The 13,430-nt window shown below is 41.6% G+C and carries 17 protein-coding genes and 3 pseudogenes; 17 read left to right on the plus strand and 3 right to left on the minus strand.

All coding sequences use genetic code 11. The features are described from left to right. Positions 1-21 precede the first annotated feature (21 nt). From LJF29_RS10575 to LJF29_RS10640, 14 genes and pseudogenes are all read left to right on the plus strand, one after another. Complete coding sequence (locus LJF29_RS10575) at positions 22-381, plus strand: YxiJ family protein (RefSeq protein ID WP_121643646.1); 360 nt, start codon at positions 22-24, stop codon at positions 379-381. Between the two features lie 67 nt (positions 382-448). Further along, positions 449-1,351: pseudogene (locus tag LJF29_RS10580) on the plus strand (RHS repeat-associated core domain-containing protein); the annotation flags it as partial. Between the two features lie 59 nt (positions 1,352-1,410). Next, positions 1,411-2,259 (plus strand): DNA-binding protein, encoded by an 849-nt coding sequence (locus tag LJF29_RS10585; RefSeq protein ID WP_229148404.1) that lies wholly within the window; start codon positions 1,411-1,413, stop codon positions 2,257-2,259. Then, entirely contained in the window at positions 2,252-2,524 is a 273-nt protein-coding gene (locus LJF29_RS10590) for a DUF4240 domain-containing protein (RefSeq protein ID WP_229148408.1), read from the plus strand. Before LJF29_RS10585 ends, LJF29_RS10590 begins: the two co-directional genes overlap by 8 nt. After that, positions 2,514-2,807, plus strand: coding sequence for a molybdenum metabolism regulator (locus tag LJF29_RS10595; RefSeq protein WP_229148410.1), 294 nt, complete (start codon positions 2,514-2,516; stop codon positions 2,805-2,807). The genes LJF29_RS10590 and LJF29_RS10595 overlap by 11 nt, the downstream gene beginning before the upstream one ends. A 140-nt stretch (positions 2,808-2,947) precedes the next feature. Then, positions 2,948-3,418, plus strand: coding sequence for a YxiF family protein (locus tag LJF29_RS10600; RefSeq protein WP_229148413.1), 471 nt, complete (start codon positions 2,948-2,950; stop codon positions 3,416-3,418). Positions 3,419-3,446: 28 nt separating this feature from the next. Next, positions 3,447-3,791, plus strand: a complete 345-nt coding sequence (locus LJF29_RS10605; protein ID WP_229148416.1) for a hypothetical protein — start codon at positions 3,447-3,449, stop codon at positions 3,789-3,791. A gap of 47 nt (positions 3,792-3,838) precedes the next feature. Then, on the plus strand, positions 3,839-4,255 hold the full coding sequence (locus tag LJF29_RS10610; RefSeq protein WP_229148417.1) for a hypothetical protein: 417 nt from the start codon (positions 3,839-3,841) through the stop codon (positions 4,253-4,255). Positions 4,256-4,460: 205 nt separating this feature from the next. Next, positions 4,461-4,787, plus strand: a pseudogene (locus tag LJF29_RS10615) (DNA-binding protein); the annotation flags it as partial. A 72-nt stretch (positions 4,788-4,859) separates the two neighbouring features. After that, on the plus strand, positions 4,860-5,309 hold the full coding sequence (locus LJF29_RS10620; RefSeq protein WP_229148690.1) for a hypothetical protein: 450 nt from the start codon (positions 4,860-4,862) through the stop codon (positions 5,307-5,309). Positions 5,310-5,331: 22 nt separating this feature from the next. Further along, entirely contained in the window at positions 5,332-5,820 is a 489-nt protein-coding gene (locus tag LJF29_RS10625) for a DUF2716 domain-containing protein (RefSeq protein ID WP_229148418.1), read from the plus strand. 36 nt (positions 5,821-5,856) lie between these two features. Beyond that, positions 5,857-6,153, plus strand: coding sequence for a YxiJ-like family protein (locus LJF29_RS10630; RefSeq protein WP_229148421.1), 297 nt, complete (start codon positions 5,857-5,859; stop codon positions 6,151-6,153). A 13-nt stretch (positions 6,154-6,166) separates the two neighbouring features. After that, positions 6,167-6,619, plus strand: coding sequence for a hypothetical protein (locus LJF29_RS10635; protein ID WP_229148423.1), 453 nt, complete (start codon positions 6,167-6,169; stop codon positions 6,617-6,619). Between the two features lie 17 nt (positions 6,620-6,636). Then, positions 6,637-6,765 (plus strand): annotated as a pseudogene (locus tag LJF29_RS10640) (hypothetical protein); the annotation flags it as partial. Positions 6,766-6,978: 213 nt separating this feature from the next. Here the strand turns inward: LJF29_RS10640 and LJF29_RS10645 are convergent. Both LJF29_RS10645 and LJF29_RS10650 read right to left on the minus strand, forming a co-directional pair. Next, complete coding sequence (locus LJF29_RS10645; RefSeq protein WP_229148424.1) at positions 6,979-7,500, minus strand: DUF2812 domain-containing protein; 522 nt, start codon at positions 7,498-7,500, stop codon at positions 6,979-6,981. Next, on the minus strand, positions 7,497-7,838 hold the full coding sequence (locus LJF29_RS10650) for a PadR family transcriptional regulator (protein WP_095712674.1): 342 nt from the start codon (positions 7,836-7,838) through the stop codon (positions 7,497-7,499). The genes LJF29_RS10645 and LJF29_RS10650 overlap by 4 nt, the downstream gene beginning before the upstream one ends. A 164-nt stretch (positions 7,839-8,002) precedes the next feature. Here LJF29_RS10650 and LJF29_RS10655 point away from each other — a divergent pair, with 164 nt between their 5' ends. Together LJF29_RS10655 and LJF29_RS10660 are read left to right on the plus strand one after the other, a co-directional pair. Next, on the plus strand, positions 8,003-9,151 hold the full coding sequence (locus LJF29_RS10655; protein WP_229148428.1) for a rhamnogalacturonan acetylesterase: 1,149 nt from the start codon (positions 8,003-8,005) through the stop codon (positions 9,149-9,151). Positions 9,152-9,232: 81 nt separating this feature from the next. After that, positions 9,233-10,672: a DEAD/DEAH box helicase gene (locus LJF29_RS10660; protein WP_229148429.1), complete on the plus strand. Its 1,440-nt coding sequence runs from the start codon at positions 9,233-9,235 to the stop codon at positions 10,670-10,672. 18 nt (positions 10,673-10,690) lie between these two features. Here the strand turns inward: LJF29_RS10660 and LJF29_RS10665 are convergent, their stop codons facing one another. Further along, positions 10,691-11,974, minus strand: coding sequence for an MFS transporter (locus tag LJF29_RS10665; protein WP_229148431.1), 1,284 nt, complete (start codon positions 11,972-11,974; stop codon positions 10,691-10,693). 323 nt (positions 11,975-12,297) lie between these two features. Between LJF29_RS10665 and LJF29_RS10670 the strand changes: the two genes are divergently transcribed. After that, entirely contained in the window at positions 12,298-13,404 is a 1,107-nt protein-coding gene (locus LJF29_RS10670) for a hypothetical protein (protein ID WP_229148433.1), read from the plus strand. The last annotated feature ends 26 nt before the right edge of the window (positions 13,405-13,430 follow it).

Here is a 13,430-nt window from a genome sequence, read left to right on the forward strand (position 1 = left end):
TATAGAAGGGCCTGAATATGGATGAAATTTTTTAAAAGATATAATATTGATCAAAAAACATTAGATGAGTTCAAAAAATATTATGTATTATTACATGGTCCGTTTCCAAATGATATGTATGATTTTGAAGAAGAAACAAATACTTCTTTAGATGAATTTTATGAATTTTTTGCCTTAATAACTGGAAGTTTAAATTATATAATTGAAGATAAAAAAATTCCTAGATATCAAAGAGAAATGTTAAAAAAAACGTTCTATGAACATTATCCTCATTTTAGGAATTATAAAAGTGATATTTTAAAATATCAAGAATTAAGTGAATGCTTAGAATTTCATGAAAAAATTAGGATTTTGATTAATAAGCTTATAACAGGAGTATGAATCTTTAAACTAAAATAATAAACAAAAACAGCTGTCAAGTATATTTGACAGCTGTTTTAATTAATTCGGGAAAGACACAATTTATTTTTACAGCGACAGTCTGAATGTGTATACTTTCACAAAAGCATACACATACGGTGATAGTGGACAACTGCTAGCATTCACGCAAAATGGCAAGAAATATTTCTATCACTACAACGCACAAGGTGACGTCATTGCAATCTCAGACAGCACGGGAAAAACCGTTGCCAAGTATCAATATGACGCATGGGGAAATCCAACAAAAACCGAAGCAAGTGATGAAGTAAAAGACAACCGCTACCGCTACGCAGGCTACCAATACGACGAAGAAACCGGCCTGTACTATCTCATGGCCCGCTACTACGAGCCAAGAAACGGCGTGTTCCTATCGCTCGGCCCAGACCCGGGCAGCGACGGAGACTCATTGGATCAGAATGGGTATGCTTATGGAAATAATAACCCAGTGATGAATGTTGATCCGGATGGGCATTGGGTATGGCTTGTGGTAAATGCCGGATTTGCAGCTTATGATGGATATAAGGCATATAAATCAGGTAAGGGGTGGAAAGGTGCTGCTTGGGCAGCTGCTTCTAACTTTGGTCCTGGGAAGATATTTAAGGGTGCTAAGAGGGCTTATAGTTTTGCTAATAAGGCAAAAAGAGGTTGGTTTAATAAAGAGTCTTGGCATCATATAAAAGATAGACACGGTCCAAAGCGCTCCGATAAAAAATATGGAAAAAAGGGGAAATTCAAGAGTAACAGAGCTTTGAAACGAACAACAAGAAGTACATTAAGATCAGGGAAAGCACGTAAAGGACAATATGGTCGTACAGTTTACGAAAAGACTTTTAAAAGATATGTTGGAGTGAATGGTAATAAAAGAAAAACTAAACGTGTTCGAGTTATAAGAGATAGGAATGGGAGAATAGTAACAAGTTTTCCATATTAATTTGTAATAGAGCTGCTTTTAAAGGCAGTTCTTAACGTACTAGAGACTAGGGGGATATAATGAAAAAATTAATAATGAACAAGATAAAAAAGGAAGTAAATGAAGGTTGTTTTTTTCATGTGGATAATCATGAACGCATGTACATCGGGAAAAAGGATAAAACAGGAATTATAATTTCGATCTTTGATTTGTCCGGCGATATCCGGAGATTTGAAATTAATGAACAAATTCTGTGCGAGGATATTATATTGTTTCAACAGAGTTCGGATGACCGTTATGTATTTGTTTACTCTAAGCTGCATGAGTATAAAGTTAAGGTGTTTTCAGCAGATGGAAAAGAACAAAGTGTATTTTCTCTGCCTTCAGGGGTTTCCTGCTGTCTTTTGGATGAAAAACAAAACCTATGGGCCGGTTTAAGTGATGAAGGTATTTATGATGACGAAAACCCCAGTGAGCAAAGTTTGCTGTGCTTCACTTTAGACGGACAATTAAAGGAAACTCACATTGATCAACAGCTTTCAGAAATATATGCGCCCGCGGTAGATGACTGCTATGCACTTGCAGAAAAAGATGGACTGATATACATGCTGTACTACTCTTATACAGTCATTGCCGCATTTGATGAGACGGACGTGAGACGAGTGTGGATTGTTTCTGATAAAGAATATTCTGGAGTATATGACCAGCTTGCAATTTCAGATGACGGGTTTTGGATATGCAAAGATGAACATTCACTGTCCCTCATTCCGGCTGATGTCAGTCTGCCGATACAAGAGGTGAAGTGCTGTGATCGAGACGGGCGGGAGCTCTCGATACAACAGCTGAAACTGACAAGTAATTCTATTTATGCTCTATCAGACTCGGGGATCTATAAGAGGGATATCAGAGGGGGACAATCAAATGAATGAAACATCATTTTGGCAGCTTATTGACCAAGCTGGAAGTCAGGAAGAACCTAATGAGTGGCTGCGTGATACATTAGTGAAAAAAGAGACCGATGAGATCATTGATTTTGAGTTTATGATTCAAACTTTAATGCAAAAAAGCTACCAGTCTTCCCTATGGGGAGCTGCATACATTCTCATGGACGGTTGCTCGGACGATACATTTGATTATTTCCGCGGATGGCTGATTGCCCAGGGGCAAAGAGACATTCGAAAAAGTGCTGGATGATCACGAGTATTTGGCAGCATACATCACGGAGGAAACGCTTGACGAGGAAGGCTATCCGCAAAATGAAGACTTTCTGTCGGTGGCGACAGAGGCATTGATATACAAGAAGACTGGTGACGATGATTGGGATGATGAAGTATACGATGAGCTACTAGATACGCTTGAACAAAAGGGGCTTGCCGAACTAGAAGATATTGAATTGGATTGGGGAGAAGAAGATTTGCCTGAAAGGTTTCCAAAACTGTGGGAGCGTTTTGGGGAAAATCCGCTAGGTGAGTTTTAAGTAGTAGAATATGAAGCTTGTATCAATAAGCGATACAAGCTTTTTTAGAACAAATCTGAATGATAAATGACAAAGAAACAAGAGATAGATTAATCAAATGAAAAAAAATTGAGAAATTGACGGCGGAGGGATTGCGGCGCGTGCAAAAAAGATTAATCGAAAAACTCGATGAGAATAAAAGACGTTTGTTGAAGAGTGAAATCAAAGAAAAACTAGTCCCTTGTGCAGAAAGAGGCTTTACTTATCGTTTTGCTGATCTGGCGAAAAGTAAGCAGTTGCTTGAGCTGGTTTTATCAAATTCAATACAAGCCAATACCCGTGAGGTTGATGCTCTCGGAAAAACGGAAGCGAAACAGCTGATCTTGAAAACATCTCAGTCCTATGTTGCCTATGATGACAGGGACGTTCTGCTGTTTCATCAATACAGCAACGAAATTGGTGCGTTAGTTTGTACCTTCGGAAAATGTCTCAAGCACCTTGACGGCTTATTCGAATGTATTGAGTTCGAAGAAGGGCTTCTCAATCATAGTTTTATTTTGGTTGAGCCCGAGTGTCAGTTTGGTTTATGTATATTGCACACGGAATACGGATGCGAGCTTGTTTATTGGTAGATGCTTTCCTAGGAGGAATTCTTTTGGAATGTATCCTTTGTGGAAAAAAATTCAATATCTAACAATCAGTACGGTGCTTTGCATACTATTAATAAATCATTTAATACTTGAATACGTGGTGATCAAATTGAGCGAGCCAAAGCTAATAGAATGCATAAATAAAATCAAAAGGGTCTTAAATGGACAAACAACAAGAGAAGAAGTGTCAGATTGGGCGGGCACTTATGTTTATGCGGATAACCCCGAAGTAGAAGACGATAGAGTCTGGGATATGTTAATCCTTCTAAGTGGGATTGATTTAAAAGATTCTCCTGAAGCTTATTTGCATTCAACTGATGATTTAAATGATTGGATCAAACAATATACAGAGTAATTAGTTTTTCTGCTTGTTGCAAGGCGTTATTGATTACGAGGTAGGAGATGACAATGTACAAAACAATTAATGAATGGGTTGATTATATAGATGAGGGATGCAGTGTCCTTCATTTAGATTTTAATGTGTTTAAAAAAGAGCTCTCACTTAATATCAAGGTTTTTGAAAGTGAAGCTGAATATACGCATAAAATATTATTCCGAAATATGGCATCTACTTATTATAGTGCAGATGTTGGCGACATGAGATTAGAAAAAATTATTCCAGAAGAATATAATTGGCAAATATTTGAGTTCAGTTATCACCCAGAAGGGATCGGAAACCTTTCGAATTCTAAAATTGAACACTACCATTCAAACGCTAATTTTCTTATAAATATGAACAGCATGTTGATTGCTATAGAAGCTGAAACAGTTCGCTTTGATGATCGATCGTTTTATGCATACCAATTGAACACTAAATAAAAAAAGAGAGGTTGTCAGCCTCTCTTTTCTTACTTAGAACATAACAGCAGCCAGACGAAATGTAAAAGACAACGTCATCGCGATTTAAGACTGAATTGGAAAGTAGCTTTATATCAAAACGATTAATGAAACTAGGCTGTCCGTTACTAATAGTTAATAAATGGCTTATTCTTATCACTTCATTTCTAACCTGGGAGCATAACAAATGAAAAAATTAAAAATGAATAAAATCATCAACACGAACACCCACGATTGTTTTTTTCATGCTGATACACAGGGGCGTGTCTACATTGGAAAAGGTGAGAAAGGTGATATCACTGTTTCAATCTATGATCCTTCTGGTGAAGTTCGCGATTTTAAAGTGAAAGAGCAGATGGCATACAGCGATATTCAGCTCTTTCAACAATGTGCAAATGGCTATGTCTTTGTTTATTACGAATCGTATGAGCCGAAGGTAAAGGTTTTTTCAGAAGAGGGAAGAGTGAGAAGGGCTTTATGTTTGCCTTCAGGGGTCTCCTGCTGTCTTCTTGATGAGAAGCAACACCTTTGGGTCGGTTTATGTGATGAAGGCATTTATCATGATGAAAATCCCAAGGGTGATAGTGTGTGGTGTTTTACGTTAGATGGTAAGCAGAAGGAAATGTATCTTGATAGAAAGCTTGAAGAAATGGATGCACCGGCTGTAGATGAATGTTATGGGCTTGCAGAAAAAAACGGATTGATTTATATGCTGTATTACGGAGATGCAGTCGCCGCATTTGATGAAAACGTTGTGAGACGGGTGTGGATTCTGTCGGATGAAGCACCTAAATCAGAAGTGTTTGATCAGCTCACAGTAACTAAAGAAGGTTTTTGGATCGGGACGGTCAACTGTTACAGAGCAGACCTTAAGCCGTCTCTTTATTTGATTTCTACCGATGTGAGTCAAGAGATGGAAGAGATAACATGCTGTGACTCGAACGGTGTAGCCCTAGACGTTCAACAGCTGAAACTGACAAGTAACGCTGTTTATGCAGTGACCTCTTCTGGTGTTTATAAGCAGGATATCCATTAGCATGATGGGTAAGGATGAGATCATGATGAATTGGCACGCTTTAAGTCATACAAAACAAGACCAAATCTGGTCACATGTGAACAAGCTTGTAAAATGGAAGCCCGGAAGCAGATGTCATCACATCATCCCGCCTGATCCATATCGAGTGTTTGATATCTCAAGCGCGATGAGCAGTAAATCCGGTCATGATGATGTGAGCGAAGTGCTGAGTGATTTAGAGACTTCTATTTTAAAAGCATTTCAATTATGTACTGGAAAGAACGATGTAATGTACGCATTAGATTGGCAGCATGACGGATATATGTTTAGCCCTCATCAGACAATGCCTCAGGATGAATTTGGCGATTGGCCTGTTCCCGTATTTCCAAATGGAGACTATTATTTCTTTTTTTATCAGGATTTTTCTTGGGGGCTTTTGGGTGATCCGTGGAAATGTACAATCACTGTGTTTGGTGAAGACCTGTTGGAGGCGATAGATAAATATCCGCCTATCCTGTTTCAAGATAGATGAGTTTGTTATTTAACATGTGTCGGAGGAGAGGATCGCGTGTTTGAAAAACTGAGAAAAAGACAGCAAGAGCTTGAAGAAAAGCCGTCTCCTGATGAATTGTACGGCTTTGAAGCGGAAATATATGAGTTTTTTATGCTTATTGCCGGCAGTTTGGGTTATGTGCTGGCGAATAAAAGGATGCCCCGGCATCAGCGGCATTCGTTGGAGAGAAGCTTTTTTGAGCTGTATCCTGACATCCCTCTGGATATGATCAAACACGATACTGATTTGTATCATCACATTCTTTTGTATGAGCAAGTCAGACAAGAGATTTGCGCTGCGCTATCCAACTAATAAGGAGGATTTTATGGAAAAAACCTCTATAAGCAGTATTGGCAATTTGGACATGGTCGAGCTTAAGCCCGACCAAACCGTTACGTCATGCGAACTTAAAGATGCTGAGTCTTTTTATCGTTTTTGGCAGGGGCTTGCCTATGAGCAAATCATGATACAGGTGATAACAGGTGGTTCATTTATAGAAGACCTGTCAGAGTTTTTCAAAGGCTATGCTTACAAAGTGACGAAGCTGGCGAAAAGGCAATTTCATTTCCAATGCGTAGTACATGAAACAGACCGGGGCATTGCAGATTTTCTCTTTCTGTTAGCTTCCATCAATGATGATGTTTTTCTGATCACTGACCCTCAACCGAAAAACTATCTTTCCGAAGGCAAACTCCAGTGCCTAACGGACTCAGGCGAACGGATCATGTGGTTTGAATACGATGCTGCGGAGATCTATATGGTTGGCGATGAAACATAAAAGGAGGAGGAATCCATATGAATATCACACAATATGAGAAAATGAAACAGCATCTTTCTGATGCGGATACAGGTCCATTTACATTAAACGAGTTTACTTTCTATATGAAAGAAGATGATCGTTATATTCATATTCCTGTGTTTGAATTAAAACTATCTGCTCAAACCTGTGACATTCATTTGCGGTTTGAAGACATCAGTGCATCAAAGCTGGATGACCTTGAATCCATCGATTCGGTTGACTTGGAGCTTTTACCGACTGACGACCAATGGGAGAGGCTCCGTTATTATGTGTATGACGAAGAAAACCAAATAAGCTTCTATTGCGGAGGATGGGATGTAATCAAGTGTGACAAGAAGTCACACTGATTTTCCCCACTTTCCCAGCGTTCTTGCTTTTGTTGCCGCATATGTCACGAGAAACGGGATAGTCACAATCAGAAAAAACAAAGGCACCCAATTTGATAATCCGTTTACATAATGGAGTGTAATGGACAAGAGAGTCAGGAAACTGAAGGTGCAGGTGACGTTTCGAACGTCTTTTTTGCTTCTTTTATATTTCTCTCTCAAGGTGGAGTAATCACTGTATATCGGCGAAGTCCCAGGCTCAGCCGAAAAGATATGCATACCTCGTGAAGAGCAAACACGCTCCCATCCGGCCGCTTCAAACATCTCGGTGTATTCCGCCAAGCTTTCATCCCCAACATCATGATAATCAATACTGTAGATCAATTTCCGCGGCTCAGCTTTTCTAAGCTTATATCCCATAAACGCAAAAGAATCGAGCACCCAGCCCTTGCTGGCCATGTCACTTAGTCTCTTCATATCCTTTTCTTCTGAAAAAGCCAAGCCTTCGGACATCATATATTTTTTCTGTTTCATGATGAATCCCCTTTCAATTGTTGAAAAGCGCGTTCGCCGTGTTCCGCCATCATTTTTCTGCGCTGCATTTCTTTTTTGAGTAATTCTTGGCCGTGCAGGGTGGTCTGGTACACTTTGCGGCGCGGGTTGTCGTTGTTGACAAGCTCAATGATCTCTTCCTGCAATAATTTCTTTAACAATGTATATAAGGTAGCCGGGCCGATCGTAAAGGAGGCATCGGTCATGTCTTCAATCTCCTGCATGATCGAATAGCCGTGTTTTGGCTCCAGCAAGGTTAAGACAATATAATAGGCTGGGTCAGTAAGCTGATCCATTTCCTGCGGACGTTGCTTTGGCATGCAGTCACCTCATTTCTTATATCAACTAATGATATATCAATAATTGATATGATAAAATCTTCCTTTTCCTTTGTCAATGCAATTTTTTTCTGCATTCAGTCATCATAAAGAAACAATCACCGAGTATGCATTAATGAATGCGTTTTCATAGAGGGGGATTCTTAATGAAAAAGTGGATAACGTCGGGTTTTGTGATGATGTTGATGTTGGGTTTCAGCGGGGCGGAGAGTTTGAAGGCGTCAGAGCCGAAGGTATATCAGTTTGACTTTGGAAGCGGTTCGGTTGAGCCTGATTACATTGGGGTAAGGGCGTCTGACCGTTATAACCCGTCAAGGGGCTACGGTTTTCAAACGCCGGAACATATGAAGGATGTGGCGGCATCCGGGACGGGCGTGAAAAGTGATGCGGTTCAATTTTTGGCGTATGGGACGAAAAGCGACAACACGTTTAATGTGGATATTCCGAATGGTCTTTATGAGGTGAAGGTGACGCTGGGCAATACGGCGAGGGCAAGTGTGGCGGCGGAGGGTGTGTTTCAGGTCATCAATATGACGGGAGACGGTGCGGAGGATACGTTTCAAATTCCTGTCACCGACGGGCAGCTGAATCTGCTGGTGACTGAAGGCAAGGCGGGTACCGCTTTTACGCTCAGCGCGCTAAAAATCAAGAAATTGTCTGATCAGCCGGTGACAAACCGAACGATCTATATCGGCGGCGATTCGACGGTGTGCAATTATTATCCGCTCAACAGCAGCAAGCAGGCGGGCTGGGGGCAGATGCTGCCTCACTATGTCGACAAGCATACCTTTCAAGTGAGAAACATGGCGTCAGGCGGGCAGATTGCGAGAGGGTTTCGAAATGACGGACAGCTTGAGGCGATCTTGAAGTACATTAAACCGGGAGATTACTTTATTTTGCAGCTCGGCATTAACGATACAAATCCTAAGCATAATGAATCTGAAGCGGAATTTAAGGAGATTATGCGTGATATGATCCGGCAGGTGAAAGCAAAGGGCGCGGAAGTCATCCTTTCAACACCTCAGGGCCGGGCGACCGATTTCACTTCTGAAGGCATCCATTCGTCTGTAAACCGATGGTACAGGGCTTCTATTTTGGCTTTGGCCGAAGAGGAAAAAACACATCTTATTGACTTGAATGTCCTCAGTTCGGCATACTTTACATCGATCGGTCCGGTAAAAACGCTCGCGCTTTATATGGATGGCGATACACTGCATCCGAACCGCGCGGGGGCCGATGCACTGGCGCGATTGGCCGTTCAGGAATTAAAAAGACAGGGGATTGATGGCTTCTAAAACGTCATTTTTCGGCAAAACACATACGCTGCCGGAAATTAGAGTATAATGAGAACATCTGCAAGAGACAGGAGTTTATACATGAGTCATTTTAAAAACTATCAAATCAGTCATGACATTTTACGAGCATTGGAAGGACTGGGGTATACAGAACCGACCGAGGTGCAGCGAAGCGTGATTCCGGCTGCCCTTGAACGAAAAGATCTTGTCGTCAAATCACAGACGGGAAGCGGGAAAACGGCTGCGTTTGGCATTCCTCTCTGCGAGATGGCGGATTGGGACGAAAACAAACCGCAGGCACTGGTGCTGACACCGACCCGTGAGCTTGCCGTGCAAGTAAAAGAGGATATCACGAACATCGGAAGATTTAAACGAATCAAAGCCACAGCTGTGTTTGGAAAATCATCTTTTGATAAACAAAAAGCCGAGCTGAAGCAAAAAAGCCATATTGTTGTCGGCACTCCGGGGCGTGTCCTGGATCATATTGAAAAAGGAACGCTGCCGCTGGATCGCCTTTCCTATCTGGTCATTGATGAAGCGGATGAGATGCTGAATATGGGCTTTATCGATCAGGTGGAGGCGATTATCAAGCATCTCCCGGTTAAGCGCACAACGATGCTGTTTTCTGCGACACTGCCAGAGGATATTGAGAAATTAAGCCGTCAATATATGCAAAACCCAGAGCATATCGAAATCAAAGCGGCGGGCCTCACCACAAGGAATATTGAACATGCGGTGATTCAAGTCAGAGAAGAGAATAAGTTTTCTTTGCTGAAGGATGTACTTATTACTGAGAACCCGGACAGCTGCATCATTTTCTGCCGGACGAAAGAGCATGTCAATCAGCTGACCGATGAATTGGATGACTTAGGGTATCCATGTGATAAAATTCACGGCGGGATGATCCAGGAAGACCGCTTTGACGTTATGAATGAATTTAAGAGAGGCGAGTACCGGTATCTAGTCGCGACAGACGTCGCCGCACGGGGGATCGATATCGAGAATATCGCCCTTGTCATCAACTATGATCTGCCCCTTGAGAAAGAAAGCTACGTACACCGTACAGGACGGACAGGGCGAGCCGGGAATCAGGGAAAAGCAATTTCATTTGTGGCACCGTTTGAAAAGCGGTTCCTAGCTGAAATAGAAGACTATATCGGATTCGGGATTCAGACATTAGAAGCCCCGTCCCAAGAGGAAATCGCAAAAAAGAAACCGGATTTTCTCGCTAAACTGAAGGACCGTCCGAAAATCAAAAAGGACAAAAGCGAAGAGCTGAATAAAGACATCATGAAGCTGTATTTTAACGGCGGAAAGAAAAAGAAAATCAGAGCCGTTGATTTTGTAGGGACGATTGCCAAAATAGATGGTGTGTCAGCTGATGACATTGGCATCATTACAATCATGGATAACGCCTCGTACGTAGAAATTTTAAACGGAAAAGGCCCTCGTGTTCTCAAAGCCATGAAGGATACAACCGTCAAAGGGAAAAAGCTTAAGGTGAATAAAGCGAATAAATGATGAATGACCTGCTCCCAGTTAAAGGGGCAGGTCATTTTTGTGATGGCTGACATCGGCACTGTTCTCTTCCGGCACAAACGCGAGGATGACAATTCCGATCACAAACAAAATGATCAGGCTGAACACCGCAGTCGAGGATTTCCCGGTTAGCTGGGCGGTAACGGCAATGAGCAGCGGCCCCATAATCGAGGCGAATTTCCCGAAAATATTGTAGAAGCCGAAGAATTCATTTGCATGGTGTTTCGGGACGAGCTTGGCGAAATAGGAGCGGCTTAATGCTTGAATGCCGCCCTGCGAGGTGGCGACAATCATGGCTAGAATCCAGAAATCAAGCGTCGTTTCCAGAAAATACGCATATACGCAGACAATCATATACATGACAATGCCAACGTACAGCATTGTTTTCCCCGTAAAGCGCTCCGCCAGTCTTCCGTATAAAATGGCAAACGGCGCGGCGACGACCTGAGTGACAAACAGGATGATCAGGAGACTTGTGGAGCTGATGCCCAAGTCTGATCCATAGGACGTCGACATCGTAATAATGGTGCCGACTCCGTCGATATAAAAGAAATAAGCAAGCAGAAAAAGGAACAGCGCCCGGTACTGCCGGATCCGTTTCATCGTTTGCCCGAGGCGTTTAAAGCTGTTGGCTATGATGCGGGGTTCTTTTTTGATGTAATAGCGCTGATGAACGTGTTTCAGCATCGGAATGGTAAACAGCCCCCACCAAGCGGCCGTTATAAAAAAGGACAGCTGGCTTGCGGCAGACACAGACATCGGAATTGTTTCTGCTTGTGCAAGCAGGATGACGGCAATGCTGAGGATAAATGGAATCGTGCTGCCAATATAGCCTAAACCAAAGCCGCGAGCGGAAACAAGATTCATTCGCTCTTCAGGCGTGACGTCAACGAGGAAGGCATCGTAGAAAACATTGGCGCCGGAAAAACCGACAGCCGATATGGTGTAGAACAGCAGCAAAAGCAGCCAATGTTCACTAGGAATAAAGGCAAGCGCCGCAGTGCTGGCGACACCGGCAGACACAAAGAAACCGAAAAACTTTTTTTTGCAGCCTTCATAGTCGGCGATGGTTCCTAAAATCGGGCCGAGCATGGCGAGAATAAAGGTAGAAATCGCTATCGTATAGCCTAAATAAGCAGTAGATTGAGCAGCGCTGACACCGCCTTCCGCAGCGGCTGATTTATAAAACAACGGAAATACCGCGGTTGTGACGACAATGGAATAAGCAGAGTTTGCCCAGTCATATACAACCCAGCTGTTTTCTTGTTTCGTAAAACGTTTCATCTGCAGAGCCCCTCCCCAGTAACGATACTTCTATTGTACGAGAAACCACATAGAAAAGGATGGAACCGCCGTCAATTTTTACAAAATGTTTAGTCTATGACCGCTACAGCTGCCATTGATCATGACAGAAAACGGGTTAGGCGCTTTCGATAAATTCGATGCTGCAAGAAAAGCTTTTATTGGTATAAAGAGCTGATGGCTTCGAATGGCAGGTCATTAACCAAATAGAAAAAATAAACAATTCATGAAAATAAATATATTTATGTAAATGATCCGAGCTCCTCGCCGATATGTATAGTATAAAATTGGAAAGGGGTTTGTATATGAAGAACAAAAAAATTGTTTCACTGCCTTTTTTGTGTACTGTGTTGCTTATTGTTTTTAGTTTAGGTATGAATTCAAATGCTGCCTCAGCGCAAAGTGTGTTAAAAGAAAAAACAATCATGGAGCAGCAGGAAAAACTGAAAAAACAAAAGGAAACTGAGCGTGTTTCATTAAATCAAGCGAAGCAAGTAAGCCTTAAAACAGACAATAAAACAGAAAAGATGAAACTGAAGAAGCCTTCGAATGAGAATGGTTTTAAAACAAGTTCCATGTACAACTCCGATGACCAGGTTTTCAATACAACCTCTGTCCTCGATGAAAATAATCCTGATGATATGTACTTTTTCAGTACTTCGTCAGATCGAACCCTTATCACAAGAATTCTTTCAAACAACAGCGATTACCATCTGAAATTGTATGTTGTCAATTGGGATACAGGAGAAGCTCAGCCGTCTAATATATCAATGGCTGCAGGGAACTTAGTGCTTTTAAAAGAGCTTCCCGCTGGCGATTATATGATCCGGGTTTACTCTGAAGGATCAACGGGAGATTCATATAACATTCAGTTAAATGCGAAAAACCCTTCAAATTATTCAAGTGTAAAATCGGTAACGTCTAATTTACAAGCCTTTGTTGCTGAGTATGGAGACGGTTCCGTTTATGCGAATGGTACACTGCTGTACAATTCTAATACGAAAACTTCTTCATTAAACTGGGAAAGAGAATATTATTTTTCCTATGGTGGCGGGTATAATCAGCGCACCCATTCCATTTCTGATGTGAAGGTTAAAAATATTTCTGACCCTGTCACTTATCGTTCGAGTTATGCAAGTTCAAGCTCAGCCATCATGGTTTACTTAGACACAGGCACGCTTTTTATGCATCATGTATCAGCTTATCAGTCCGGGGTAGGTTATGATGATTCTTTCCTTGATACGTTAGGTAAAAAAACACCTAGAAGGCTTGATGCGGATGATCAGAACTATGGGGATCATATATTAATCGTTGATCTAAAAACCGGCAAAGCGATAGACTTTTTCAGTGTTTTAAATTACTACTATGCTTCAGGTGTAGAAAGCTTGCCTGTCATAAAATATATCAATTAAATGACCAAAAAAGGATTTCCGGCAGC

Origin of the sequence: Bacillus sp. LBG-1-113, assembly GCF_020708615.1 — a bacterium.
GTDB classification, from domain to species: Bacteria; Bacillota; Bacilli; order Bacillales; family Bacillaceae; genus Bacillus; species Bacillus mojavensis.

What these genes read in the sequence shown, in the direction of transcription:
- LJF29_RS10665 (WP_229148431.1), bottom strand. Translation starts at nt 11,974, where the DNA reads ATGAAACGTTTTACGAAACAAGAAAACAGCTGGGTTGTATATGACTGG.
- LJF29_RS10610 (WP_229148417.1), top strand. Translation starts at nt 3,839, where the DNA reads ATGACAATGTACAAAACAATTAATGAATGGGTTGATTATATAGATGAG.
- LJF29_RS10645 (WP_229148424.1), bottom strand. Translation starts at nt 7,500, where the DNA reads ATGAAACAGAAAAAATATATGATGTCCGAAGGCTTGGCTTTTTCAGAA.
- LJF29_RS10605 (WP_229148416.1), top strand. Translation starts at nt 3,447, where the DNA reads ATGTATCCTTTGTGGAAAAAAATTCAATATCTAACAATCAGTACGGTG.
- LJF29_RS10635 (WP_229148423.1), top strand. Translation starts at nt 6,167, where the DNA reads ATGGAAAAAACCTCTATAAGCAGTATTGGCAATTTGGACATGGTCGAG.
- LJF29_RS10660 (WP_229148429.1), top strand. Translation starts at nt 9,233, where the DNA reads ATGAGTCATTTTAAAAACTATCAAATCAGTCATGACATTTTACGAGCA.
- LJF29_RS10670 (WP_229148433.1), top strand. Translation starts at nt 12,298, where the DNA reads ATGAAGAACAAAAAAATTGTTTCACTGCCTTTTTTGTGTACTGTGTTG.
- LJF29_RS10590 (WP_229148408.1), top strand. Translation starts at nt 2,252, where the DNA reads ATGAATGAAACATCATTTTGGCAGCTTATTGACCAAGCTGGAAGTCAG.
- LJF29_RS10575 (WP_121643646.1), top strand. Translation starts at nt 22, where the DNA reads ATGAAATTTTTTAAAAGATATAATATTGATCAAAAAACATTAGATGAG.
- LJF29_RS10655 (WP_229148428.1), top strand. Translation starts at nt 8,003, where the DNA reads ATGAAAAAGTGGATAACGTCGGGTTTTGTGATGATGTTGATGTTGGGT.
- LJF29_RS10625 (WP_229148418.1), top strand. Translation starts at nt 5,332, where the DNA reads ATGATGAATTGGCACGCTTTAAGTCATACAAAACAAGACCAAATCTGG.
- LJF29_RS10585 (WP_229148404.1), top strand. Translation starts at nt 1,411, where the DNA reads ATGAAAAAATTAATAATGAACAAGATAAAAAAGGAAGTAAATGAAGGT.
- LJF29_RS10650 (WP_095712674.1), bottom strand. Translation starts at nt 7,838, where the DNA reads ATGCCAAAGCAACGTCCGCAGGAAATGGATCAGCTTACTGACCCAGCC.